General features: G+C 69.6%; 23 protein-coding genes and 1 pseudogene. 15 read left to right on the top strand and 9 right to left on the bottom strand.

The features are described from left to right. Positions 1-28 precede the first annotated feature (28 nt). From ACJ512_RS08225 to ACJ512_RS08235, 3 genes are read left to right on the top strand one after another with little or no spacing between them, the layout of a single operon-like run. The gene (locus ACJ512_RS08225) at positions 29-1,291 is read left to right on the top strand and encodes a virulence factor Mce family protein (protein WP_407688129.1); all 1,263 of its coding nucleotides are present in this window, start codon (positions 29-31) and stop codon (positions 1,289-1,291) included. After that, positions 1,288-2,412 carry a virulence factor Mce family protein gene (locus ACJ512_RS08230; RefSeq protein WP_407688128.1) on the top strand — a complete coding sequence of 375 codons (1,125 nt, stop codon included), beginning with the start codon at positions 1,288-1,290 and terminating at the stop codon, positions 2,410-2,412. Before ACJ512_RS08225 ends, ACJ512_RS08230 begins: the two co-directional genes overlap by 4 nt. Before the next feature lies 1 nt (position 2,413). Next, on the top strand, positions 2,414-3,829 hold the full coding sequence (locus tag ACJ512_RS08235) for an MCE family protein (protein ID WP_407688127.1): 1,416 nt from the start codon (positions 2,414-2,416) through the stop codon (positions 3,827-3,829). Between the two features lie 36 nt (positions 3,830-3,865). Here ACJ512_RS08235 and ACJ512_RS08240 read toward each other — a convergent pair. Beyond that, positions 3,866-4,959 (bottom strand): annotated as a pseudogene (locus ACJ512_RS08240) (carbon starvation CstA family protein); the annotation flags it as partial. A gap of 181 nt (positions 4,960-5,140) precedes the next feature. Beyond that, positions 5,141-6,670, bottom strand: coding sequence for an ATP-dependent DNA ligase (locus ACJ512_RS08245; protein ID WP_407688126.1), 1,530 nt, complete (start codon positions 6,668-6,670; stop codon positions 5,141-5,143). Positions 6,671-6,771: 101 nt separating this feature from the next. Here ACJ512_RS08245 and ACJ512_RS08250 point away from each other — a divergent pair, with 101 nt between their 5' ends. Both ACJ512_RS08250 and ACJ512_RS08255 read left to right on the top strand, forming a co-directional pair. Further along, positions 6,772-7,530: an SDR family NAD(P)-dependent oxidoreductase gene (locus tag ACJ512_RS08250; RefSeq protein WP_407688125.1), complete on the top strand. Its 759-nt coding sequence runs from the start codon at positions 6,772-6,774 to the stop codon at positions 7,528-7,530. A gap of 104 nt (positions 7,531-7,634) precedes the next feature. Then, positions 7,635-9,803, top strand: a complete 2,169-nt coding sequence (locus ACJ512_RS08255) for an acyl-CoA dehydrogenase (protein ID WP_407688124.1) — start codon at positions 7,635-7,637, stop codon at positions 9,801-9,803. A gap of 6 nt (positions 9,804-9,809) precedes the next feature. On the opposite strand, the gene ACJ512_RS08260 is transcribed toward ACJ512_RS08255, so the two are convergent. Both ACJ512_RS08260 and ACJ512_RS08265 read right to left on the bottom strand, forming a co-directional pair. Next, entirely contained in the window at positions 9,810-10,130 is a 321-nt protein-coding gene (locus ACJ512_RS08260) for a hypothetical protein (RefSeq protein WP_407688123.1), read from the bottom strand. A gap of 28 nt (positions 10,131-10,158) precedes the next feature. Further along, complete coding sequence (locus ACJ512_RS08265; RefSeq protein ID WP_407688122.1) at positions 10,159-10,491, bottom strand: Zn-ribbon domain-containing OB-fold protein; 333 nt, start codon at positions 10,489-10,491, stop codon at positions 10,159-10,161. Positions 10,492-10,543: 52 nt separating this feature from the next. On the opposite strand from ACJ512_RS08265, the gene ACJ512_RS08270 reads away from it, so the two are divergent. From ACJ512_RS08270 to ACJ512_RS08280, 3 genes are all read left to right on the top strand, one after another. Further along, on the top strand, positions 10,544-11,740 hold the full coding sequence (locus ACJ512_RS08270) for a thiolase family protein (RefSeq protein WP_407688121.1): 1,197 nt from the start codon (positions 10,544-10,546) through the stop codon (positions 11,738-11,740). A 22-nt stretch (positions 11,741-11,762) separates the two neighbouring features. Further along, positions 11,763-13,214, top strand: coding sequence for a FadR/GntR family transcriptional regulator (locus tag ACJ512_RS08275; RefSeq protein ID WP_407688120.1), 1,452 nt, complete (start codon positions 11,763-11,765; stop codon positions 13,212-13,214). A gap of 84 nt (positions 13,215-13,298) precedes the next feature. Next, on the top strand, positions 13,299-14,294 hold the full coding sequence (locus tag ACJ512_RS08280; RefSeq protein WP_407688119.1) for an anti-sigma factor RsbA family regulatory protein: 996 nt from the start codon (positions 13,299-13,301) through the stop codon (positions 14,292-14,294). 11 nt (positions 14,295-14,305) lie between these two features. Here ACJ512_RS08280 and ACJ512_RS08285 read toward each other — a convergent pair whose 3' ends face one another. Together ACJ512_RS08285 and ACJ512_RS08290 are read right to left on the bottom strand one after the other, a co-directional pair. Beyond that, positions 14,306-14,455: a hypothetical protein gene (locus ACJ512_RS08285; RefSeq protein WP_407688118.1), complete on the bottom strand. Its 150-nt coding sequence runs from the start codon at positions 14,453-14,455 to the stop codon at positions 14,306-14,308. An 84-nt stretch (positions 14,456-14,539) separates the two neighbouring features. Next, positions 14,540-14,692, bottom strand: coding sequence for a hypothetical protein (locus tag ACJ512_RS08290; protein WP_407688117.1), 153 nt, complete (start codon positions 14,690-14,692; stop codon positions 14,540-14,542). Between the two features lie 365 nt (positions 14,693-15,057). On the opposite strand from ACJ512_RS08290, the gene ACJ512_RS08295 reads away from it, so the two are divergent. Further along, positions 15,058-15,531, top strand: coding sequence for a 2-isopropylmalate synthase (locus ACJ512_RS08295; RefSeq protein WP_407688116.1), 474 nt, complete (start codon positions 15,058-15,060; stop codon positions 15,529-15,531). Positions 15,532-15,609: 78 nt separating this feature from the next. Here ACJ512_RS08295 and ACJ512_RS08300 read toward each other — a convergent pair whose 3' ends face one another. Continuing rightward, on the bottom strand, positions 15,610-17,091 hold the full coding sequence (locus ACJ512_RS08300) for a cytochrome P450 (protein WP_407688115.1): 1,482 nt from the start codon (positions 17,089-17,091) through the stop codon (positions 15,610-15,612). 115 nt (positions 17,092-17,206) lie between these two features. Between ACJ512_RS08300 and ACJ512_RS08305 the strand changes: the two genes are divergently transcribed. Continuing rightward, positions 17,207-17,851, top strand: a complete 645-nt coding sequence (locus ACJ512_RS08305) for a TetR/AcrR family transcriptional regulator (protein ID WP_407688114.1) — start codon at positions 17,207-17,209, stop codon at positions 17,849-17,851. A gap of 29 nt (positions 17,852-17,880) precedes the next feature. Continuing rightward, on the top strand, positions 17,881-18,786 hold the full coding sequence (locus tag ACJ512_RS08310) for an SDR family oxidoreductase (RefSeq protein ID WP_407688113.1): 906 nt from the start codon (positions 17,881-17,883) through the stop codon (positions 18,784-18,786). 323 nt (positions 18,787-19,109) lie between these two features. Here ACJ512_RS08310 and ACJ512_RS08315 read toward each other — a convergent pair whose 3' ends face one another. Together ACJ512_RS08315 and ACJ512_RS08320 are read right to left on the bottom strand one after the other, a co-directional pair. Further along, the gene (locus ACJ512_RS08315; protein ID WP_461480105.1) at positions 19,110-20,087 is read right to left on the bottom strand and encodes a DNA polymerase IV; all 978 of its coding nucleotides are present in this window, start codon (positions 20,085-20,087) and stop codon (positions 19,110-19,112) included. Positions 20,088-20,152: 65 nt separating this feature from the next. Further along, the gene (locus tag ACJ512_RS08320; RefSeq protein WP_407688112.1) at positions 20,153-20,755 is read right to left on the bottom strand and encodes a TetR/AcrR family transcriptional regulator; all 603 of its coding nucleotides are present in this window, start codon (positions 20,753-20,755) and stop codon (positions 20,153-20,155) included. A 91-nt stretch (positions 20,756-20,846) separates the two neighbouring features. Between ACJ512_RS08320 and ACJ512_RS08325 the strand changes: the two genes are divergently transcribed. From ACJ512_RS08325 to nrdE, 4 genes are all read left to right on the top strand, one after another. Next, positions 20,847-21,416, top strand: a complete 570-nt coding sequence (locus ACJ512_RS08325) for an NAD(P)H-dependent oxidoreductase (protein WP_407688111.1) — start codon at positions 20,847-20,849, stop codon at positions 21,414-21,416. 522 nt (positions 21,417-21,938) lie between these two features. After that, positions 21,939-22,178 (top strand): redoxin NrdH, encoded by a 240-nt coding sequence (locus ACJ512_RS08330; RefSeq protein ID WP_407688110.1) that lies wholly within the window; start codon positions 21,939-21,941, stop codon positions 22,176-22,178. 69 nt (positions 22,179-22,247) lie between these two features. After that, on the top strand, positions 22,248-22,727 hold the full coding sequence (nrdI, locus tag ACJ512_RS08335; protein ID WP_407688130.1) for a class Ib ribonucleoside-diphosphate reductase assembly flavoprotein NrdI: 480 nt from the start codon (positions 22,248-22,250) through the stop codon (positions 22,725-22,727). Then, positions 22,697-24,862, top strand: coding sequence for a class 1b ribonucleoside-diphosphate reductase subunit alpha (gene nrdE, locus ACJ512_RS08340; RefSeq protein ID WP_407688109.1), 2,166 nt, complete (start codon positions 22,697-22,699; stop codon positions 24,860-24,862). Before nrdI ends, nrdE begins: the two co-directional genes overlap by 31 nt. Positions 24,863-24,865 lie beyond the last annotated feature (3 nt).

Genomic DNA, 24,865 nt, shown 5'->3' on the forward strand with positions numbered 1-24,865 from the left:
CCTACGGAAAATGAACGTCCTACGGAAAATGAACGCGTCACGCAAGCGAAGCACCGCGCGGCTGGGCCTGGCCGCCGTGCTCGTGGCCACCTTGGTCGCCGGCGTTGCCGCGCTGTGGAATTCGGCTGCCGCGGTGCGCAATACGACCGTGGTGGGTTATTTCGCCAACAGCAACGGCATCTTCGTCGGCGACGAGGTGCGCATCCTGGGGGTGGCGGTGGGCAGGATCGACAAGATCGAACCGCAACCGCGGCACGCCAAGATCACCTTCTCCTACGACGCGAAATACGCGGTCCCCGCCGACGCCAAGGCCGTGATCCTGTCGCCGTCGCTGGTCACCGCGCGGGCGATTCAGCTGACCCCGGCCTACACCGGCGGACCGCGGCTGCGCGACGGCGCGGTCATTCCGCAGGAGCGGACCGCGGTCCCGGTCGAATGGGACGACCTGCGCCAGGACCTCGAAAAGCTCACCCAGATGCTGCAACCCACCCGGCCCGGCGGCGTCAGCGCGATGGGAGCGCTGGTCAACACGGCCGCGGCCAACCTGCGCGGCCAGGGAGCGGGCATCAGGGACGCCATCGTCAACCTCTCCCAAGCGGTTTCGGCGCTGGGCGACCACAGTGGCGACATCTTCGGCACGCTGAGGAATCTGTCGGTTCTGGTGTCTGCGCTGCAGAGCAGCACGGATCTGATGCGGCAGCTGAACCAGAACCTTGCCTCGGTCAGCGGGCTGCTGGCCGACGACCCCGACGAGGTGGCCAACGCCGTCGCCGCCCTTGCCGACGTGGTGGGCGACGTCCGAAGCTTCGTGGCCGACAATCGGGAGGCGCTCGGCGCGACGTCGGAGAAGCTGGCCTCGGTGTCGACCGCGCTGGACCACAGCCTCGACGACGTCAAGCAGGCGTTGCACATCGCCCCGACCGAGCTGCAGAACTTCGTCAACATCTACCAGCCCGCGCAGGGCACGCTCAGCGGCGCGCCCGCCTTCGCCAACTTCGCGAACCCGGTCGCGTTCCTGTGCGGGGCCATACAGGCGGCGTCCCGGCTGGGCTGGGACCAGTCGGCGAAGCTGTGCGTCCAGTACCTGGCGCCGATCTTCAAGAACCGCGAGTACAACTTTCCGCCGCTGGGGGAGAACCTGGTGGTGGGTGCGGTGGCGCGGCCCAACGAGGTGACCTACAGCGAGGACTGGATGCGCCCGGATTACGTTGCGCCGCCGTCGCAGTCGCACACGGCCGGTCCCGCCGCCGGATTGCGGGGGCTGATGCTGCCCGAGGGGGGCGCCTCGTGACGGCCCGGCGGGCGGCGGGCCTGCTCGCGGTGCTGGCCGTCGGGCTCGGCGGCTGCGGCTGGCGAGGCCTCAACTCGATGCCCTTGCCCGGGACCGCCGGCGGCGGCCCGGGCTCGTTCACCATCCAGGCGCAACTGCCCGACGTGGGCACCCTCGAGCAGAATTCGCGCGTGCAGGTGGGCGACGTCACGGTGGGCAACGTCGCCAGGATCGAGCGGCAGGGCTGGCACGCGCTGCTGACGATCAGGCTGGCCGGCGACGTGGATCTGCCCGCCAACGCAACGGCACGGATCGGCCAGACCAGCCTGCTGGGGTCGCTGCACGTCGAACTGGCCCCGCCGAGCGACGTCGCGCCGCAGGGCAGGCTGAAACAGGGCTCGCTTATCCCGCTGTCCTCGGCCGGCAGCTACCCCACGACCGAGCAGACGCTGGCCGCAATCTCGTTGCTGCTCAACGGCGGTGGCGTCGGGCAGCTGCAGGACATCACGCAGTCGTTGAGCACCGCGCTGGGTGGGCGCGCCGGTGAGCTGCGCAGCCTGATTCAACAGCTGGACACCTTCACCGGCTACGTCAACGACCAGAGCGGCGACATCATCGCCGCGACCGACAGCGTCAACAACCTGGTCGGCCAGTTCGCCGCCGAGCAGCGGGTGGTGGACCGGGCGTTGAGCACGATCCCCGACTCGCTGCGCGCGTTGGCCGACGAGCGGCGGACACTGGTGGACGCCCTCGACCAGTTCGGCAAGTTCAGTGCGCTGGCCGCCGACTCGGCGAACCAGACCAAAGACGCCCTGGTCAAAGAGCTCGAGGATCTGGGCCCCGTGCTCGAGTCGCTTGCCAACGCGGGCCCGGCGCTGACCCGCGCGCTGAGTCTGCTCCCCACCTATCCGTTCCCCAAGGAGACGATCAGCAAGTGGGCCCGCGGCGACTACGCCAACCTGACCGCCATCATCGATTTGACGCTGAGCCGCCTCGACGCGTCCTTTTTGACCGGCACCCGGTTCGAGGGCAATCTCACCGAGCTGGAACTGCAGTGGGGCCGGACCATCGGCCAGATGCCCAGCCCGTACACCGCCGAGAATCCGCTCGTGGCGCCCTATCACTGGGATCAGGGGCGCTGACATGCCTCCGCTGACCAGAAGGATCTTCGTCCAATTGGCGATCTTCGGGGTCGTCGCGTTGGTCGGCGGGGCGGTGATGGTGTTCGGCTACATCCAGCTGCCGGCCATGTTCGGGATCGGGCGCTACCGGGTCACCGTCGAACTGCCGCGGGCCGCCGGCCTGTATCCGAGCGGCAACGTGACCTATCGCGGCACCGAAGTCGGTCGGGTCGACAGCGTGCACCTCACCGACACCGGTGTCGCGGCGGTGCTTTCGCTGAAATCCGGCATCGACATCCCCTCCGACCTCGACGCCCAGGTGCACAGCCAGTCGGCCGTCGGTGAACAATATGTGGCTCTGCTACCGCACGCGGATTCCCGGCCGCTCAAGGACGGCGACGTCATCCCGCGCGACCGCGTGTCGGTGCCGCCGGATCTCGACACGATGCTGGACGCGGTGAACCGGGGGATGGAGTCGATCCCGCGGGAGAACCTCAAGACGGTGGTCGACGAGGCGTACGCCGCGGTCGGCGGCCTCGGGCCGGAAATCTCGCGGCTGGTCGGCGGCGGCGCCACCCTGTCCGGCGACGCCCGCAAGAACCTCGACGCGCTGCTCGTTTTGATCGACCAGTCCGGGCCGGTCCTGGACAGCCAGGGCGGTTCGTCCGACGCGATACGGGCCTGGGCATCACACCTGGCCGACGTCAGCCGGCAGCTGCGCGACAACGACCCCGCCGTGCGCACCGTGCTGCGCGAAACCGGCTCCGCCGCAAACGAAGTGCGTCAGCTGTTCGACCGGCTGAACCCGACGCTGCCGATCCTGCTCGCCAACCTCGTCGGCGTGGCCCAGGTCGCGCTCACCTATCACCCCGGCATCGAGCAGCTGCTGGTGCTGCTTCCCCAGGCGGTGGCCACCGTCCAGGCCATCGGCGTGCCGAACCGGAACACCAAGCAGAGCTACAAGGGGCTGTTCCTCAGCTTCAACCTGCGACTCAACCTGCCGCCGCCGTGTCTCACCGGCTTCCTGCCGCCCCAGCAACAGCGGGTGCCGTCCTGGGACGACCACCCGGATCGGCCCGCCGGCGACCTGTACTGCCGGGTGCCGCAGGACTCGCCGAAAAACGTTCGCGGCGTTCGCAACACGCCGTGCGTCGAGCGGCCCGGCAAACGCGCCCCGACGGTACGGATGTGCGAGAGCGACGAGAACTACATCCCGCTCAACGACGGTGACAACTGGAAAGGCGACCCCAACGCCACGCTGTCGGGCCAGCCCATCCCGCAGCCGCCGGCGCCGCCACTGCCCATCCCGGCCGCCGAATACGACCCGGCCACCGGCACCTATGTGGGATCGGACGGGCGGGTGTACACCCGCAGCGACCTGGGCGCGGCCGGCCGCAAGGAACGCACCTGGCAGACGATGCTGCTGCCGCCGAACTGAACGAGCCGACGGCCGGGGCCCGGGCGTCGGCTCGGGTCACGACTTCGGCAGCGCGTCCCACTGCCGCTGCAGCCGTCGTTCCGCGGCAGTGGCAATCAGCCCGGACGGCGCGAACCGCTTGGACGGCACCGGCTCGCCTTCGGTCACGGGCGGCCCACCGCCGCGGATTGCCTTGGCGGCGGCCAGGATTCCAGCGATCAGCACGATCACGACCACCACCGCGAACAGGATCGACAGCGTGCCCTGGACGAAGGTGTTGCGGATGACGTCGTCGAGCTGACGGATGTTGCGGGCCGGACCGAACGCCGTCCTGTCCGCGTGCTCGGCCGCCGCGTATTGCAGGTGCTGGGTCCAGTAGCCGACCGCCGGATCCCCGGAGAAGATCTTCTGCCACGATGCGGTGAGCGTGACCGTCAGGTCCCACAGCAGCGGAATGCCGGGGATCCACGCCCACTTCAGCAGGCCCTTCTTGATGACGACGACGGTGAGGACACTCAGCGCGATCGCCGCGAGCAGCTGGTTGGCGCCTGGCCAGCGGACCGCCGAGGTTGCCCAGCGCGTCCGACAGCATGAACCGTGCGACCCGGGTGCCCGCATCGACGGCGGTCAGGATGAACAGCGCCTCGAACATGATCGCGAAGTGATACCAGAACGCCTGCAGCCGGGCGCCGCCCACCACCCTGCCCAGCACCTCGGACATGCCGACGGCCAGCGTCGGCGCGCCACCGGTGCGCGAGACGATGGAGTTCTCGCCCAAACCGGCGGCGGCGCGGCTGAGCCGGTCGGCGGTCGCCGGGGGCCCCGACAGGCCGAGCCGGTTGACGTAGTCCGCGGCGGTGGCCGCGGTGCCGCCGGTGTCGGCGATCGGGGCGTTGAGGGCGAAGTACAGGTGCTGGTCCAGGATCGCCGCGGCGATCAGCGCCATCACGGCGACGAACGACTCGGTGAGCATGCCGCCGTAGCCGATCAGCCGCATCTGGCTTTCCTTTTCCAGCAGCTTGGGCGTCGTCCCCGACGAGATGTGTCGCGTGGAACCCCGACAGCGCGCCGCACGCGATCGTGATGAACAGGAAGGGGAAAAGCGAACCCGGGAACACCGGCCCGTCGCCGGCGGCGGCGAACCGGGACACCCACGCGACCGCACCGACCAGAGCGATCACCCCGAACAGCATCTTGTGGCGGGTGGTGATGGGGGAGCGGTCGACGATCGCGACGGGCGGCAGGTCCTGACGGGTGTGGATGTAGCCGATCTCGCCTTGCTGCTTTGCCACGGACAGACCCTACGACGACCGCCGGGCCGCCGCCGGGTGACTAGTACAGCGCGCGCACGGTGTCGATCGTGTCGGCGTCGGCCGGGCCCTTGTCGTCGCGGTAGCGCAGCACGCGGGCGAAGCGCAGCGCCAGCCCGCCCGGATAGCGCGTCGACTGCTGCACCCCGTCCAGCGCCACCTCGACCACCTGCTCTGGGCGTAGCCGCACCGCGCGGCCCCCGATTCCGCCGACGGCGAGTTCGGTGAACCGGGCCGTCTGCCAGTCGAGCATGGCGTCGGTCATGCCCTTGAAAGTCTTTCCCACCATCACGAATTCACCGGTGACCGGGTCGCGCGCGCCCAAATGGATGTTGGACAGCTTGCCGTGGCGCCGCCCGGACCCCCACTCCACGGCGAGCACCACCAGATCCAGCGTGTGCACCGGCTTGACCTTCAGCCAGCCCGCGCCGCGGCGGCCCGCCTGGTAGGGGGCGTCCGGCGACTTGGCCAGCACCCCTTCGTGGCCGGCGGCCAGTGTGGCGTCGAGAAAGGCGGCCGCCGCCTCAGGGTCGGAGGTCACCAGCCGGTCGACCCGGTGCGCGGCCGGCACCAAAGAGTCGAGGGCGGCCAACCGTTCGGTGGTCGGAGCGTCGATCAGGTCGGCGCCGTCGCAATGCAGGATGTCGAAGAAGAACACCGAGAGCCGTTGGGCGGCAACGGCCGCATCGACGTCGACCGAGCGGCCGAATCGCGACGCGGTGACCTGGAAGCGGTGCGGGCGGTCGTCCGGCCGCAGCGCGATCGCCTCGCCGTCGGCGATCAGGTCGTGCACCGGCAGCGCCAGCGTCGCCTCCACCACTTCGGGCAGGCGGGCGGTGACGTCGTCGAGGCTGCGGGTGTAGACGGTCACCGCACCGCCGGACCGGTGGATCTGCACCCGGGCGCCGTCCAGCTTCGCCTCGAAAAGCGTTGTGCCGCCATGCCGTTCGAGCGCATCTTTCACGCCGGTCGCGGTCTGTGCCAGCATCGGGCCCACCGGGCGGCCGACCCGCAGCGCGAACGCGTCCAGGGCGGTGGCGCCGCCGCACAGCGCGGCCGCGGCCACCGCCGGCAGGTCCCCGCCCAGCATCGCGGCGCGCCGGACGGCGGCGGCGGGAAGATCGGCGGCCGTGGCCACGGCGTCGGCCATGATCCCGGCCAGCGCGCCCTGGCGCAGCTCCCCGCCGAGCAGCCGGAACAGGAATGTCTGCTCGGGTTCCGTTGCGGCGCTGAATAATCCGGCCACGAGTGCGGCCCGGCGCGCCTGCGAGCCCTTGCCCGCCACCGCGCCGATCCCGGAAAGGGTGGCGTCGACGCCGGCGACGGTGAGCGACGGTTCGGGCGCGGGCGCAGGCCGGGACCGCAGCGACGCCCAGCCGACACCGATCTGGCGCTGCGGCAGCTCGCCGGAGAGCCAGGACACGACGACGGCCACCAGCTGCGGGTCGGGCGCGGCACGGCGCAGCAGCTCGGCGATCAGTGCGACCTTGGCCAGGCGCGACGACGTGCCGCCCACGGCCAGCGACGCCGCGGCCACATCGAGGAGGAGCACGAAACCAGCTTGGCACGGCTCGCCGACAACCCCGCCAGGGCGACGCGCTAGCGTGCCTACGTAACGTTACAGATAGCAGGCATTCTGACAAGGAGCACCGGATGGAGATCAACGGAAAGAAGGTCGTCGTCATCGGCGGCGCGTCGGGGATGGGCCGTGCCACCGCCGAACTGCTGGCGCAGCGCGGCGCCCAGGTCGCGGTCCTCGACCGGGAGAACTCCGACGGCAAGAGCGTGGCCGACGGGCTCGGCGGCGCGTTCTATCCCGTCGACGTCACCGACTTCACCGGCACCGAGCAGACCCTGCAGAGCGCCGTCGACAAGCTGGGCGGCCTGCACGTCGTGGTGACGACCGCGGGCGGCGGCATCGCCAAGCGGACACTGACCAAGGACGGCCCGCACGACCTCGAATCCTTCCAGTCCGTCGTCGATCTCAACCTCATCGCCACGTTCAACATCAGCCGCCTGGCCGCCGCGCACATGGCCAAGAACGAACCCGAGGACGAGGAGCGCGGCGTCATCATCAACACCGCGTCGATCGCGGCCTTCGAGGGCCAGATCGGGCAGATCGCCTACACCGCCGCCAAGGCCGGGATCGCGGGCATGTGCCTGACGATGGCCCGCGACCTGGGGTCGCTGGGCATCCGGGTGCTGGCGATCGCCCCGAGCCTGTTCCTGACCGGGATCACCTCCATGGTTCCCGACGAGATGGCGACCGCCCTGGTCAAGGACGCGGCGTTCCCCAAGCGGATGGGCCGGCCCATCGAGTACGCGAAGCTGGCGGCGGCCATCGTGGACAACCCGATGCTCAACGGCCAGTGCATCCGGCTCGACGCCGGGCAGCGGTTCGCGCCCAAGTAGCCACCCCGGGTCGGGCCCCTGACCGGAATAAGTACACTCTTTAGGCAGCCGCCCCGCTCCCTTCCGGAGCGGGGCAGGCGGTCAGCCCCGCGCGAGGAGAACCCATGGCTATCGCACTGACCGACGACCACCGCGAACTCGCCGAGGTGGCGCGCGCGTTCCTCACCTCGCACAAGGCGCGCTGGGCGGCGCGGTCGCTGCTCGACGCCCCCGACGAGGCGCGGCCGGGATTCTGGCCGAACCTGGTCGAACTCGGGTGGCTCGGGCTGCACATCGGCGAGGAGCACGGCGGGTCGGGCTACGGATTGCCCGAACTCGTGGTCGTGGTCGAGGAACTCGGGCGCGCGGTCGCGCCGGGACCCTTCGTCCCGACCGTGGTCGCGTCGGCGGTGATCGCCAAGGACGGCACCGCCGCTCAGAAGTCGCGGCTGCTGCCCGGCCTGATCGACGGAACCGTCACCGCGGGCATCGGCCTGGACGGTCGCGTCGAACTCAACGGCGGCATGGCCGAGGGCGAGGCCGGGATCGTGTTGGGGGCCGGGCTGGCCGAGCTGTTGCTGATCGCCGCCGGTGACGACGTCCTGCTGCTCGAGCGCGACCGCGCCGGCGTGTCGGTCGAGGTCCCGGAGAATTTGGATCCGACCCGGCGGTCGGGACGCGTCCGCCTGCAGAACGTGAAGGTCACCGCCGACGACGTCGTGACCGGCGCGCGGGACTCCGCGCTGGCCCGGGCCCGGACGCTGCTGGCCGCCGAGGCGGCGGGCGGAGCCCACGACTGCGTCGAGTCCGCCGTCGCCTACGCCAAGGTGCGCCAGCAGTTCGGCCGCACCATCGCGACTTTCCAAGCGGTCAAGCATCATTGCGCGAACATGCTGGTCGGCGCCGAGTCGGCGGTCGCCGCGGTGTGGGACGCCTCGCGCGCGGCAGCCGAGGACGAAGCGCAGTTCAGGCTGGCGGCCGCGGTCGCGGCGGCGCTGGCCTTCCCGGCGTACGCGCGCAACGCCGAACTCAACATCCAGGTCCACGGCGGGATCGGCTTCACCTGGGAGCACGACGCGCATCTGCACCTGCGCCGGGCGCTGGTGAGCGCGGCCCTGTTCGGCGGCGACGCGCCGCCGTGCGACGTCTTGGAGCGAACCGCGGCCGGGGTGACCCGGGAGAACAGCCTGGACCTACCGTCCGAGGCCGAAGAGCTGCGCACCCACATCCGCGCCGACGTCGCCGAGATCGCGGCGCTGGACGGCAAGGCGCAGCGCGACAAGCTGATCGAGACCGGCTACGTGATGCCGCACTGGCCCAAACCCTGGGGCCGCGCCGCCGACGCCGTCGAGCAACTGGTGATCGAGGAGGAGTTCCGCGCCGCGGGCATCAAGCGCCCCGACTACTCGATCACCGGGTGGGTCATCCTGACCCTGATCCAGCACGGAACTGATTGGCAGATCGAGAGATTCGTCGAGAAGGCGCTGCGCCAGGAAGAGATCTGGTGCCAGCTGTTCTCCGAGCCCGAGGCCGGCTCGGACGCCGCGTCGGTCAAGACCCGCGCGGTCCGGGTGGACGGCGGCTGGAAGATCAACGGGCAGAAGGTGTGGACCAGCGGCGCCCAGTACTGCGCCCGCGGCCTGGCCACCGTGCGCACCGATCCCGAGGCGCCCAAGCACGCCGGCATCACCACCGTGATCATCGACATGAAGGGTCCCGGGGTCGAGGTGCGGCCGCTGCGGCAGATCACCGGTGGCTCGGAGTTCAACGAGGTGTTCTTCAACGACGTCTTCGTCCCCGACGAGGACGTCGTCGGGACGCCCAACTCGGGGTGGACGGTCGCGCGCGCCACGCTGGGCAACGAGCGGGTCAGCATCGGCGGCGGCAGCGGGGCGTTCTACGGCGGGCTGGCCTCCACTTTGGTGCAGCTGGCCGGGCAAAGTGGGGACCGGGTGGCGGGCGCGAAGGCCCGGGTGGGCCAGTTCCTGGCCGAGGATCACGCCCTGCGGTTGCTGAACCTGCGGCGCGCGGCCCGCAGCGTCGAAGGGGCCGGTCCCGGCCCGGAGGGCAACATCACCAAGCTCAAGCTGGCCGACCACATGGTGGAGGGCGCCGCGATCTGGGCCGCGCTGGTGGGACCCGAGGTCGCGCTGACCGACGGGCCCGGCGCGGTCGTCGGCCGGATGGCGATGGGCGCGCGCGGCATGGCCATCGCGGGCGGCACCTCGGAGGTCACCCGCAACCAGATCGCCGAGCGGATCCTCGGCATGCCGCGCGACCCGCTGATCAACTAGCGCCCGTTACCCCGGGCGCGAAGCACCGGCCATCTTCGCCGCCAGCCGCGACTGGCCGATCCAGCCCGGCAGCGCCCGGCGCACCGCCGCGGGCGCGTGGACGGTCACGCTGCCGTTGAGCAGTGCGCGCGACCAGGACACCGGGTCGGCGACTTCGCCGCCGAGCGCCGCATGCTGCGGGTGGACCGGTTCGCCGACGGCGCAAGCTTCCGCGACTACTTCGAGGCCAACTACGGCCCGACGATCTCGGCCTACCGGGGAATCGCGCACCAGCCGCACCGGGTCGCGGCCCTGGACGCCGAACTGGCCGAACTCGGTGACCGCCACCTCGCGCGCCCCCTGCCGGCGCCCCTCGTCAGGCCGGCGCGAACACCGGTGCGCCGCCGCTGCCCCGCTCCGGGCGCAGGTCCACGTTCATCCCGCATGCCACCGAACCCGGCTCGCAGCCAACGATGTTGGAGGCCACGCGCAACCCGCTCTGCTCGGCGAGCTCCACGATGGCGATCACGTAGGGCGTCGGGATCTCCGGGTTGTACGGGTGGTGGTTGACCGTATAGGTGAACACCGTCCCGCGGCCGGAGACCGGCCGGGCGACCAGCGTGGCGCCGCAGTCGCGGCATTCGCCGCCCGGCGGATGCACCCAGTGCGCACAGGCGTCGCAATGTTCGATGAGCAACTCGGCCGACACGTGCAATACAGTACACTCAATTGCTCATGGGTTGGCCGACGGCGGTGTGGGGATGACGTATTTCGAAAAGGACGCGATCGTGTCCGGCATCGGCATCTCCCGAATCGGGCGCCGCACCGGCATCCCCGGGCCGGAGCTGACGCTGGAGGCGGTCCGGGCGGCCATCTCCGACGCCGGCCTGCAGGCGGACGACATCGACGGGATCGCGACCCTGGGCGACACCCCGCCGGGCGTCGTCAACGCCGAACTGCGGATCGCCGCGGCCGACTGCGGATCCGGTTTCGGCACCGGTGGGCTGCTGAGCCCGGTGATGTCGGCCTGTCGCGCGGTCGCCGAGCGGCGGGCCCGCCACGTCGTGGTGTACCGGACGGTCCAGATGCTCGGCGGTACGGTCCCGGTGCAGCCGCAGGGGGACGAGGCCCCCGCCCCGCCGCTGGCGCGGATGTTCGACGCGCCCGAGGGGGCGCCGCGGCCGGCGGTCGGCCCGATGGACGACGTCAACGACCTGATCGCCGCGCACGCCTATTCGGCCGCGAACTGGCTGGCGCTGAACTGCCGCCGCCACATGGAGCTCTACGGCACCACCAAGGAGCAGCTGGGCTGGGTCGCGCTCAACGCCCGGCGCAACGCGGCGCTGAATTCTCTTGCGGTGTACCGCGAACCGATGGCGATGGCCGACTACCTGGGCGCGCGCCCGGTGTCGACGCCGTTCGGGCTGCTGGACTGCGACGTGCCGATCGACGGATCGGTCGCGGTGGTGGTGTCGAACGCGGAGTACGCCCGCGACTGCCCGCACCGGGCGGTGTCGGTGGAGGCGATCGGCGGGTCCGACGGCGCCGGCGGCTGGTTCCACCGCGACGACTACCCCAAAATGGCCATGTCGGATGCCGCGGCCCAGATGTGGTCGCGCACCGAGTTGACGCCCGCCGATCTCGATGTCGCGCAGTTGTACGACGGGTTCACGTTCCTGACGATCGCGTGGTTGGAGGCCCTCAGAATCTGCGGCGACGGCGAGGCCGGGCCGTTCGTCGAGGGCGGGGCGCGGATCGCCCGCGACGGTGCGCTGCCGCTCAACACCTACGGCGGCCAGCTCTCGGCGGGTCGCATGCACGGCTACTGGGCGCTGCACGAAGGCTGCCTGCAGTTGCGCGGCGAGGCGGGGGAGCGGCAGGTGGCGCAGCGCCCCGAGGTCGGCGTGGTCTCCGTGGGCGGTGGTCCGGTCGCGGGGTGCATGTTGCTGACCTGCTGAAAATGGCTGTTGGAGGGCGTAGTTGAGCGCAGCGGTCGGCCAGGCCGACAAACTGGCTTCGAGAATCGCCCGCGACATCGAGGCGGACGTCGTTCGCCGCGGCTGGCCGATCGGGGAGTCCCTGGGCTCCGAACAGGCACTGCAGCAACGCTTTCGGGTCAGCCGATCGGTGCTACGCGAGGCGGTTCGTCTCGTCGAGCACCATCAGGTCGCCCGGATGCGGCGCGGACCGGGCGGCGGGCTTTTGGTCTGCGAGCCCGACGCCGGCCCCGCGACCCGGGCCGTCGTGATCTACCTGGAGTACCTGGGCACCACGCTGGGTGACCTGCTCAACGCGCGCCGGGTGCTGGAGCCGCTGGCGGCCTCGCTCGCCGCCGACTGCATCGACGAGGCCGGGATCGCGCGGCTGCGAGCGGTGCTGCGCGCGGAGGAGCAGTGGAAGCCGGGCCTGCCCACGCCCCGCGACGAATTCCACGTCGCGCTCGCGGAGCGGTCGAAGAACCCGGTGCTGCAACTGTTCGTCGACGTCCTGATCAGGCTCACCGCGCGCTACGCGCGCACGGCGCGCACGGACTCGGCGAGTGAGGCCATCGAAGCGATCGAGCACATGCACGGCGACCACTCCGAGATCGCCGCCGCCGTCACCGGGGGCGACGCGGCCCGGGCCAAGGCGCTCAGCGAGCGCCACGTGGAACGGGTGACCGCCTGGTTGCAGGAGCATCATCCCGCCGGAGGCGGCGGCCCCGGCACCCGCGCCGCACGCGCGCGCCGGCGCGACGCCCAGGCGCCGCGCGGCAAGTTGGCCGAGGGGCTGGCGGCCACCATCGGCGACGACATCGCCGTCAGCGGGTGGCACGTCGGTTCGGTCTTCGGAACCGAGACGGCGCTGCTGGAACGCTACGGCGTGAGCCGGGCGGTGCTGCGCGAGGCGGTGCGGCTGCTCGAACACCATTCGATCGCGCGGATGCGGCGCGGCCCTGGCGGCGGGCTGGTCGTGACCACGCCGCAGGCGCAGGCCAGCATCGACACGATCGCGCTGTACCTGCAGTACCGCAAGCCGAGCCGCGAGGACCTGCGCTGCGTCCGCGAGGCCATCGAGATCGACAACGTGGCCAGGGTCGTGCAGGGCCACACAAGACCCGAGGTGTCGGCCTTCCTGGACGCGGCGAGCGCCATCGGTCAGGGGGCGACCGGCGACGTCGGCCTGGTCGCCGTCGAGGAGTTCCGGTTCCACGTCGGCCTGGCGCAGCTGGCCGGGAACGCGCTGCTCGACCTGTTCCTGCGGATCATCGTCGAACTGTTCCAGCGGCACTGGTCCAGCAACACCGGCCGGCCACCGCCGACATGGGGTGATGTCGGCGCCGTCGAACACGCCCACCTGCGGATCCTGCAGGCTGTCGCCGCGGGCGACGACAGCCTGGCCCGCTACCGTCTCCGGCGCCATCTCGATGCCGCCGCATCCTGGTGGCTGTAGCGCAGTTTGCGCGTATAGCCGCGGCCCTTCGTGGGTATGGAACTAGGAGCATCGCCACGGCCGGTCCAGGAGGGGACCGGCGCTTTGACCGAAAGCGGGAGCGCCGAGGTGTCCTTGGACATGGGGTACGAACGACAGGGTTTCGTTCACTCCGCGCTCCTGTACCAATCCGAACGAGAGTGCCGGGAGCTCGTCGCCCGCTTCGTCGCCGACGGTCTGACGGCCGGCGAACCCGTGCTGGTCGCCATGCCCGACGGCAACCTGGCGACCCTGCGCGACGAGTTGTGCGGCGGAACCGACCCGACGCGCACCGGGCTGCGCCTGGCCGACATCGCCGAGGCCGCGCGTAACCCGAGCCGGTTCCTGGCGGTCGCGGGTTCCTTCGCCGAGGAACACGCGGACCGGCGGGTGCGGATCGTGAGCCAGCTCGCCTGGCCCGGTCGCACCGACGACGAGTTCGTCGCCTGCACACAGCACGAGGCGCTGGTCAACGGAGCATTCGAGGGCAGCCGGGTGACCGGGCTGTGTCTGTACGACGCGCGCCGGCTTAGCGACGACGTCCTGGCCGGCGCCCGTGCCACCCACCCGCTGCTGTGGCGGGGGGGTGCGCTGCACCGCAGCGCCGACTATGCGCCCGACGACGCGCTGGCGCGCTGCAACCAGCCGCTCACCGCCGATCCGGGAGCCGTCACCTACACGGTCCGGACGTCGGAGGATCTGCGCCCCGCACGGTCCTTCGCCGTCGACTACGCCGGCTGGATGGGGCTGTCCCAGGACGGCATCGAGGATCTGCAGCTGGTCGCCACCGAACTGGCCACCAACAGCCTCATGTACACGGACGGCGCCTGCCGGTTGTCCTTCTGGCGGGAAGCCGAGCACCTGGTCTGTGAGGCGCGCGACAGCGGGCGGCTCGACGACCCGCTGGCCGGGCGGCTCAACCCGGGCGCCGCCGGCCCCGCCAGCCGCGGGCTTTTCCTGGTCAATGCCATATCCGACCTGGTGCGTACCCATACCACCTCGACCGGCACGACGATCCAGGCCTACCTGCGGTGCGAGCCCTCGCCGCAGTCGACCGGATGAGAACGGGCCCGTCAGCCGCCCTGTACCAGCCCCCCGCCCCCCGGATTGTGCACCGGGGGAATCGACGCGGTCGGGCTGCCGCAGCCCGCGGCGAGCGCGGTGATCAGCACCGCCGCCACCAGCCGAACCGTCGGCTTCGTGACATTGCCGCGAGTTGTCATGGACCGTACCTTCCCTCGAGCGGTGCGCTGGACTTCACGGGTTTGGCCGGCGGAGCGACGAACGAGGTGGGCGACCGCGAAACGCTAGCGGGCGGGGGCCTGTGACACCGGAGCCACCCCGGTGCCCGTCGGTGCCTCCGCTGCACAACCGGCGGACAGCACCGCGAACAGCGTCGCACCCACGGCAACCAGGACCTTCACCGTCTGCATCCCCTTGCCCGTTTTCTTCGCGTTCATCGAAGCGCCTTTCGTTGCCTGGTGGAAGATCTGTCTTTTCGATTTCCGCCGCACCGAATGCTATCGCCATCACCGCACGGCGGCAGCCTTTTTGGATCTGGATCCGGAAAGTGTTGGCCACCAATCCAACTCACGGGGCCGCAGATGGTGAGACGAAGGTGACGCCGGGCACCCGCCCAGCCCGGGAGGGGTTGCGTCACATTGATTTGCTTCGCCGCGGCGCGGCGTCTACTGTTTCGCGAATGCGTCTTCTCACGCGTGCTGTAGTAGCCGGCACCCGCAGCGGGGTCTGACCAAGACCGACCCCCCGCTGTGGGTCGCAAGCTACTCCCGTCGGTCGCTCCCCTCGACCGAAGAAGACCGAAATGCTTGTTTCCCGGCCGGTTTCCCGATCTCTGCACCGCTGCGACGCCGCCCTGCCGCGCGGCCTGCGGGAGGAAGCCGGCGCCATGTCCTGGGAGAGCCTTCTCGCGACCTACGGTCACACCGCCGGTCCCGTGCGGCTGGGGCAATGGGAGTGCACCGACGCGCAGCGGCCCGCCGGCCGGCTCGGTCCGCAGGCACGCAACTTCCGGGCCGTGATCGCCGTCGGCGACCGCATCGGCAACTCGACCGCCGCCGCGAGCGGGCCGATCGCGGCCCTCACCTCGATGCTGCACGAACGCGGGATCACCGTGGAGGTCTTGAACTTCCATCAGAAGCGGTCGGGCGGCGACACCGTGACCTTCGTCCGCGGTACCGACGGGGTCCGCGCTCGCTGGGCACTGGGCTGTTCGGACGATCCGACGCAGTCGGCGCTGCTCGCCGTGATCGCCTGCGCCAACCGACTCCTCACCTGACCCCCGCGAGCAGACGCAGAATCGCAGGCGCGCGGCGCGCGCAATGCGATTCTGCGTCTGCTCGCCGTGGGGAAGCCGTCAGAGCGGGCGCAGCATGATCGGCATGCCGTCCTTGGGCACCGGCATGCCGCCGTAGTCCCACTCGGCCCGATATCCGGGCCGGGGCAGTTCGAGCCGATACCTGCGCAACAGGCGGTGCAGGATCGTCTTGATCTCCAGCGTCCCGAACACCGACCCGATGCACTTGTGGGCGCCGCCGCCGAACGGCGAGAAGGCATAGCGGTGCCGCTTGTGCTCGTTGCGCGGCTCGGTGAAGCGGTCCGGGTCGAACTTCATTGGGTCGGTCCACAATTCGGGCAGCCGGTGGTTCAGCCCGGGATAGGCGATGACGTTGGTGCCCTTGGGGATGTAGTGGCCCAGCAGGTCGGTGTCGCGGACGGTCTGGCGCATCGCCCACTGCACCGGCGTGACCAGCCGGATCGCCTCGTTCATCACCAGGTCGAGCGACTCGAGCTTCTCGAGCGATTCGATGTCGAGCGGCCCGTCGCCGAGCCGGTTGGATTCGTCGCGGCAGCGTTCCTGCCAGTCCGGGTTGCCGGCCAAGTGGTAGATCATCGTCGTCGCGGTCGACGTCGAGGTGTCGTGCGCGGCCATCATCAAAAAGATCATGTGGTTGACGATGTCCTCGTCGGTGAACTTGTTGCCGTCCTCGTCGGCGCTCTGGCACAACACCGACAACAGGTCGTTGCCGTCCTTGCCGCGCTGTTCGGCGACGCGCTCCCGGAAGTAGTGCTCCAGCAGTTCGCGCGCCTTGATCCCGCGCCACCAGGTGAACGGCGGAACGGGGGTGCGGATGATCGCGTTGCCCGCGCGCGTGGTGACCGTGAACGCCTTGTTCACCTTGGTCACCAGTTCGTGGTCGGTGCCGGGTTCGTGGCCCATGAACACCATCGAGGCGATGTTGAGGGTCAGTTCCTTCATCGCCGGGTACAGCAGGAAGCGCGCGTCGTTGATCACCCAGTCGTCGACGATCACCTGCGAGACGACCTTGTCCATCTGCTCGACGTAGGAGACCAGTCGCGAGCGGGTGAACGCCTCCTGCATGATCCGGCGGTGGTACAGGTGCTCCTCGAAGTCGAGCAGCATCAGCCCGCGGTGGAAGAACGGCCCGATCACCGGGACCCAGCCCTGCTGCGAGTAGTCCTTGGTGCGGTTGGAGTAGACGACCTGCGCGGCGTCGGGACCGAGTGCCGCGACGGCCGGCATGGCCGCCGAGTCCCCGAAGATGACGGGACCCTTGGTCCTGTACATGAACATCAGGTAGTCCGGTCCGCCGCGCAACATCTCGATGAGGTGCCCGACCAACGGCAGCCCGGAGTCGCCGAGCACCGGTTTGAGCCCGCTGCCGGGCGGTGGGTCGGCCAGCTTGTGCTCCGGGAACTGGGTGTTCAGCAGCTTGCGTTCGACCAGGCCCATGCCGGGAAAGTTGTTGACCGACGGGGTGAAGCGGCGCCGCGCCCGGTCGAGCAGGTACTGCGGGGTGCTGATGGTGGCGACCATGGACGCTCCTTCGGGTGCCCGGGGCAGGTGACTGCCGTCACTTGTCACCATCCTTCGACACAAACTTGACGGCTGTCAAGTTTGCTTTTCGGTAGGCGTGGTGCAAGGTCGGGGGATGGGCACCCATGCCGTCGACCCGGAGCCGGGGCCGGCCCTGCAGCGGCGTGGGGACAAGCAGCGGCAGGCGATTATGCAGGCCACGCGCGAACTGTTGCAGGAAAGGCCGTTCGCCGAACTGTCGGTCGCCACGATCAGCGCCCGGGCCGGGGTGGCCCGCTCCGGTTTCTACTTCTACTTCGACTCCAAGTACTCGGTGCTGGCCCAGATCGTGGCCCAGGCCACCGAGGAACTCGAAGAACTCACCCAGTACTTCGCGCCCCGCCAGCCCGGGGAGTCACCGGAGCAGTTCGCCAAGCGGATGGTGGGCAGCGCCGCGGCCGTGTACGCGCACAACGACCCGGTGATGACGGCCTGCAATGCGGCCCGCTATACCGACGCCGAGATCCGCGACATCCTCGAGCAGCAGTTCGAGGCGGTGCTGCGGGAGATCGTCGCGATCGTCGAGGCCGAGATGAAGGCGGGGACCGCGCACCCGATCAGCGACGACATCCCGACCCTGGTGCGCACCCTGGCGGGCACCACGGCGCTCGCGCTGACCGGCGACCCCGTCATGGCCGGCCCCGACGACGACGTGAACCGTCGGGTGGCGGTGCTCGAGCGGCTGTGGCTCACCGCGTTGTGGGGTGGCGGGCGCCGGTGAGCGCCGCCGCCGCCGGTATCGTCTCGACCATGGCGCACCGCGCACCCGGGGGGTACTTCGCAGGGAAGCGGTGTCTGGTCACCGGCGCGGCCAGCGGCATCGGCCGCGCGACCGCCCTGCGGCTGGCCGCCGACGGCGCCGAGCTCTGTTTGACCGACCGCAACGCCGAAGGCCTCGAGCTCACCGTCGCCGACGCGCGGGCGCTGGGCGCGCGGGTGCCCGAGCACCGCGCCCTCGACGTCGCCGACCATGACGCGGTCGCGGCGTTCGCCGCCGACGTGCACGCCGCGCACCCGGCCATGGACGTCGTGATGAACATCGCCGGGGTGTCGGCCTGGGGCACCGTGGACCGGCTGACCCACGAGCAGTGGGACAAGATGATCGCGATCAACCTGATGGGCCCGATCCACGTGATCGAGGCGTTCGTCCCGCCGATGATCGCGGCCGGGCGCGGCGGGCGCCTGGTGAACATCTCCTCGGCGGCCGGACTGGTCGCCCTGCCCTGGCATGCCGCCTACAGCGCCAGCAAGTACGGGCTGCGCGGGCTGTCGGAGGTGCTGCGCTTCGACCTGGCCCGCCACCGCATCGGGGTGTCGGTGGTGGTGCCGGGCGCGGTGCGCACCCCGTTGATCAACACGGTGGAGATCGCCGGCATCGACCGCGAAGACCCCAGGGTCGCCCGCTGGGTCGAGCGCTTCGGCGGGCACGCCGTGTCGCCGGAACGGGCGGCCGAGAAGATCGTCGCCGGGGTCGCCAAGAACCGGTACCTGATCTACACGTCGGCGGACATCCGGGCGCTGTACGCGTTCAAGCGATTCGCCTGGTGGCCCTACAGCGTGGCGATGCGGGGAGTCAATGTGGCGTTCACGCGCGCGCTGCGGCCCGCCCCGGTGCCCCGGCCGGGGCGTGACCGGTTCGGGTCGCATTCCGGATAACGGGGTCGGCGGCGCTGACGCCGCGAATTCCCGTCTCGGCAGCCATTCGGTGTCAACAGAGTCGACATTGTCGCCAAAGTTGATTTCTTTCGATAACGGTCAGATCTCGCTTCAAAGCGATGCAGATCGCCGGCCGTGCGGCCGTAAGTTCTTGCGCCACGGACTGCTGAACAACACGCGGGTGCGGGCAGTGCCCGACCGGTGTTGTGATCCCGATTGAACGGGCCGCCCGAGGCGGCCGGCCCTGGCCTGCGGCTTCCAGAACGCCGGGTACGAGCTCGCCGGCCTGTACTACGCGGGCACCACCCCGTGACCCGGGCGAGCTACCGCGGCATGGCCAGTTCGAGTCGCACCCCGAGCAACCGGTCCAGCCGGTCGAGCTCGAAGAGGTCGCAGACCCGCAGCGCCGCGGCCACCACGACGTCGGGCTCGGTGGTGGGACCGTCCAGCTTGCGGATTTTGGTGCGGGTGTAGAAGGTCGCGGTTCGCACGGTCACCGCCACCCGGGCGACGGCCCGTCCCGACGTCACCCCGTCGTCGAGCGCTTTGCGGGCCAATTCCGTTACCGCCTCGGCCATTTGCGCGCGGTCGGTCAGGTCGCGGGGGAAGGTGACGACGCGGCTGCGCGAACGTGGCACCCACGGCTCGGTGCTGACGTGGGTGTCACCGCCGCCCTTGGCCAACAGCAGCAGCCACAGTCGGCTGCGCGCGCCGAAGGCCGCGGTCAGCAGCTCGGCATCGGTGCCGGCGAGCTCTCCCACCGTGGTGATCCCGAGCGCCGCAAGCCGTTTCGCGGTCTTGGTGCCCACGCTCCACGGCGCGTCGACGGGGCGGTCGGCCATCACGCTCATCCAGTTGGCGTCGGTGAGCGCAAAGACGCCGGCCGGCTTGGCGAAGCCGGTGGCCACCTTGGCGCGCTGCTTGTTGTCGCTGATGCCGACCGAGCAGGACAGCCCGGTCTCGGCCGACACGACTTCGCGGATCCGCTCGGCGGCCTCGACGGCGTCGCCGTCGCCCACAGCGACGTAGGCCTCGTCCCAACCCCACACTTCGACCGGGTGCCCGAGGTCGCGCAGCGCGCCCATGACCTGAGCGGACGCCGCCTCGTACGCCACGGGGTCGGCCGGCAGAAAGGTCGCGGCGGGGCAGCGCCGCGCGGCGGCCCGCAGCGGCATCCCCGCGCGCACACCGAATGCGCGGGCCTCATAGGAGGCGCAGGTCACGACCTTGCGCGGTTCGGCCGGGTCGCCGCTGCCGCCGACGATGACCGGCACCCCGGCCAGTTCGGGACGGCGGCGCAGTTCGACCGAGGCAAGGAACTGGTCTCAAAAACCAGTCGAGTCGACGTGCAGGATCCAGCCGGCCATCACTCCCCGCACAGTTTGCGGGCCAAGCTCTCCCATGCGTCGCCGAGCGTGGCGAGCGTGTACCCGCCGTCGTGGAGTTGATGCTCGACGTAATCGGCGTCGAGCAAGCAGAGCAGCGCGTCGGTCTGAACCTCGAGGTCGCCGGTGGTCCCGGCGGCCCGCAGCAGCATCCGTACGTGCGTGCGCTGCACCATCGACGGCGCGTTGAACCGGCTGTGCGGGTCGCGGTTGGCGGCCGACAGCAGCGTGTGGTGGGCGTGGGCGAAGCCGATCCGCTGCCGGCCGAAGGCCACCAGCCGGTCCGGCGGGGGCGCGCCGGGCCCCAGTGGCGGCGGGCCGAACAGAAATGCCTGCTGGGTGGCCCGTTCGTCCTCGTCGAGCAGCACCATCATCAGGCCGGCGCGGCTGCCGAACCGGCGAAACAGCGTGCCCTTGCCCACGCCGGCCGCCGCCGCGACGTCGTCCATCGTGACGGCGTCCGCGCCGCGCGCGGCCACCAGGCGCCGCGCCGCGTCCAGCAAGAGCGCGCGGTTGCGGGCCGCGTCGCCCCGCTCCTGCGGGGCGGACACGGGCAGCTCGCCCGGCCGCAGGACCTCGCTCACCCCTGCACTGTAACGCCCCGGGAATAAATCGGACTACGGTCCGCTTTGCTCCTGGAAGGATGGAGACCAACGAGCAAAAGGGGACGCAACGGTGTCAGAGAACTCCAACATCACAGTCTTGGCCTTGGTGGGAAGCCTGCGGGCCGCCTCGATCAATCGCCGGATCGCCGAACTGGCCGCGGCCCTCGCTCCCGACGGCGTGAGTGTCACGGTGTTCGAGGGGCTGGGGGAGCTGCCCTTCTACAACGAGGAGATCGACCCCGCCGTCTCCGATGGGATCGCGCAGGCGCCCGCCGCGGTGGCGGCGCTGCGGGCCGCGGCCGCCGCGGCCGACGCCGCGCTGGTGGTCACCCCCGAGTACAACGGCAGCCTCCCGGCCGTGGTCAAGAACGCCATCGACTGGTTGTCGCGCCCGTTCGGCGACGGCGCGCTCAAGGGCAAGCCGCTGGCCGTCATCGGCGGGTCCATGGGCCGCTACGGCGGGGTGTGGGCACACGACGAAACCCGCAAGTCCTTCGGCATCGCCGGCGCCCGCGTGGTCGAGTCGATCAAGCTGTCGGTGCCGTTCGCCACGTTGGAGGGCACGGCCCCGGCGGACCATGCCGAGTTGGCGGCCAATGTGCGGGAGGCCGTCGGCAAACTCGTCGCCGAGGTCGGCTGAGCGCGTCGAGGACGGACAAACCGCAGGCCGGCGAGCGGCCGCCTCGTCGGGAACGGACAGCCGAAGCCGTCGACCCAGGGGCCGGCGGCTTTGCTGCCGGCCGGATGCGGGATGGCCCGGCCGGTTTGTCGGTGGCCGGTGATATACCGGCACGCATGGATTGCTTCAGCGGGCATTGTGACGCGCGACACGCCGGGCGGGCGTCCGTCGCAGTGCTTACGACCAGGGAATTTCATAAATGTTGTTCAGAACATCTTGTATCTCTTCTTCTCATGACCCACTAGGTGTAGTGTTTCGAGCACCGGCAGATCCCCGATTCACCACGCCAGCCGGGCTGGCGAGGTTCCCGGAACCGGCAGCACCGGCCCGCCCGGCGCGGCGGCCGCTCAACGGGAATTCAGGGGCTTGTCGGATCGCTGAACACAGCACCGATGTAGTACCCGAGCAGTTGCCAGATCGTGTCCCGGATCGTTTTCCCAGACCGTTTTCGAGTCCCCATCTTCCGCGAAGGAGCGGCATTCCATGAGCATCACCGTGTACAGCAAGCCGGCCTGCGTGCAGTGCACCGCCACCCAGAAGGCTCTGGACAAGCAGGGTCTGGCCTACGACAAGGTCGACATCACGCTGGACTCCGAAGCGCGGGACTACGTGATGGCCCTGGGGTACCTGCAGGCCCCGGTGGTCGTGGCGGGAAACGACCACTGGTCGGGATTCCGGCCGGACCGCATCAAGGCGCTCGCGGGCGCGGTGCTCAGCGCCTAGCGCAGTCGACGGACAGCTGAGAAGGAGGTTGCGGTGCCCATGGGCAGCGCGGGGCGCAACCTGGACTGGATGAGTGGCGATCCGCTGCGCCCGGCTACGCCGCGCTTGCGCTCTCCACTGGTCTATTTCTCCAGCGTGTCGGAGAACACCCACCGTTTCGTGCAGAAGCTGGGTGTTCCCGCCACGCGGATACCGTTGCACGGCCACATCGAGGTGCATGACCCGTACGTGCTGATACTGCCCACGTACGGCGGCGGCCGGGCCACCCCCGACCTCGATGCCGGGGGCTATGTCCCCAAACAGGTCATCGCCTTCTTGAACAACGAACACAACCGATCCCTGATCCGCGGGGTCATCGCCGCGGGCAACAACAACTTCGGTGCGGAATTCGCCTATGCGGGCAACGTGGTCTCCCGCAAGTGCGGCGTTCCGTATCTTTACCGCTTCGAACTGATGGGAACCCCGGACGACGTGGATGCCGTGCGCGCCGGGCTCGCCGACTTCTGGAAGGAACAGACGTGCCACCAACCGTCACTGCAGAGCCTGTAACGTCCGGCACGCACACCCTGCCGGGGGAGACGGACTACCACGCGCTGAACGCGATGCTGAACCTCTACGACGCCGACGGCAGGATCCAGTTCGACAAGGACGTGCTGGCGGCGCGGCAGTACTTCCTGCAGCACGTCAACCAGAACACCGTCTTCTTCCACAACCAGGACGAGAAGCTCGACTACCTGATCCGCGAGAACTATTACGAGCGTGAGGTTCTCGACCAGTACTCGCGCAACTTCGTCAAGGAGCTGCTGGACCGCGCCTACGCCAAGAAGTTCCGGTTCCCGACGTTTCTCGGTGCGTTCAAGTACTACACCTCCTACACGCTGAAAACCTTCGACGGCAAGCGCTACCTCGAGCGCTTCGAGGACCGGGTCGTCATGGTGGCGCTGACGTTGGCCGCCGGTGACACCGGCCTGGCCGAGAAGCTGGTCGACGAGATCATCGACGGCCGGTTCCAGCCGGCCACCCCGACGTTCCTGAACTCGGGCAAGAAGCAGCGCGGCGAGCCGGTCTCGTGCTTTTTGCTGCGCATCGAGGACAACATGGAATCGATCGGCCGCTCGATCAACTCCGCGCTGCAGCTGTCCAAGCGCGGCGGGGGAGTGGCGTTGCTGCTGAGCAACATTCGTGAGCACGGCGCGCCGATCAAGAACATCGAGAACCAGTCGTCGGGCGTCATCCCGATCATGAAGCTGCTCGAGGACTCCTTCTCCTACGCCAACCAGCTGGGCGCCCGGCAGGGTGCGGGTGCGGTGTATCTGCACGCCCATCACCCCGACATTTACCGCTTCCTGGACACGAAGCGGGAGAACGCCGACGAGAAGATCCGGATCAAGACGCTGAGCCTGGGCGTGGTGATCCCCGACATCACCTTCGAGCTGGCCAAGCGCAACGAGGACATGTACCTGTTCTCGCCCTACGACGTCGAACGCGTCTACGGGGTTCCCTTCGCCGACGTCTCGGTGACCGAGAAGTACTACGAGATGGTCGACGACGCGCGCATCCGCAAGACCAAGATCAAGGCGCGGGAGTTCTTCCAGACGCTGGCCGAGCTGCAGTTCGAGTCCGGTTACCCCTACATCATGTACGAGGACACGGTGAACCGGGCCAACCCCATCGAGGGCAAGATCACCCACTCCAACCTCTGCTCGGAGATCCTGCAGGTCTCCACGCCGTCGCTGTTCAACGAGGATTTGTCGTACGCCAAAGTGGGCAAGGACATTTCGTGCAACCTGGGCTCGCTGAACATCGCCAAGACGATGGACTCGCCGGACTTCGCCCAGACCATCGAGGTGGCGATCCGCGCGCTGACCGCGGTCAGCGACCAGACCCACATCACCTCGGTGCCCTCGATCGAGCAGGGCAACAACGACTCTCACGCGATCGGGCTGGGGCAGATGAACCTGCACGGCTACCTGGCCCGCGAGCACGTCTTCTACGGCTCCGAGGAAGGCGTCGACTTCACCAACATTTACTTCTACACGGTGCTCTACCACGCCCTGCGGGCCTCCAACCGCATCGCCATCGAACGTGGCACGCACTTCAAGGGTTTCGAGAAATCCAAGTACGCGTCGGGGGAGTTCTTCGACAAATACACCGAGCAGGCCTGGGAGCCCAAGACGGACAAGGTGCGCCAGCTGTTCGCCGACGCGGGCATCCGCATCCCCGACCAGGACGACTGGCGGCGGCTCAAGGAGTCGGTGCAGGCCAACGGCATCTACAACCAGAACCTGCAGGCGGTGCCGCCGACCGGGTCGATCTCCTACATCAACCACTCGACGAGCTCGATCCACCCGATCGTGTCCAAGGTCGAGATCCGCAAGGAAGGCAAGATCGGGCGGGTCTACTACCCGGCGCCGTACATGACCAACGACAACCTGGAGTACTACCAGGACGCCTACGAGATCGGCTACGAGAAGATCATCGACACCTACGCCGCGGCCACCCAGCACGTGGACCAGGGGCTCTCGCTCACGCTGTTCTTCAAGGACACCGCCACCACCCGCGACGTGAACAAGGCTCAGATCTACGCCTGGCGCAAGGGAATCAAGACGCTCTACTACATCCGGCTGCGCCAGATGGCGTTGGAGGGCACCGAGGTCGAGGGCTGCGTGTCCTGCATGCTGTAGGGC

This window comes from Mycobacterium cajalii (genome assembly GCF_045809005.2).
Taxonomy (GTDB): Bacteria; Actinomycetota; Actinomycetes; order Mycobacteriales; family Mycobacteriaceae; genus Mycobacterium.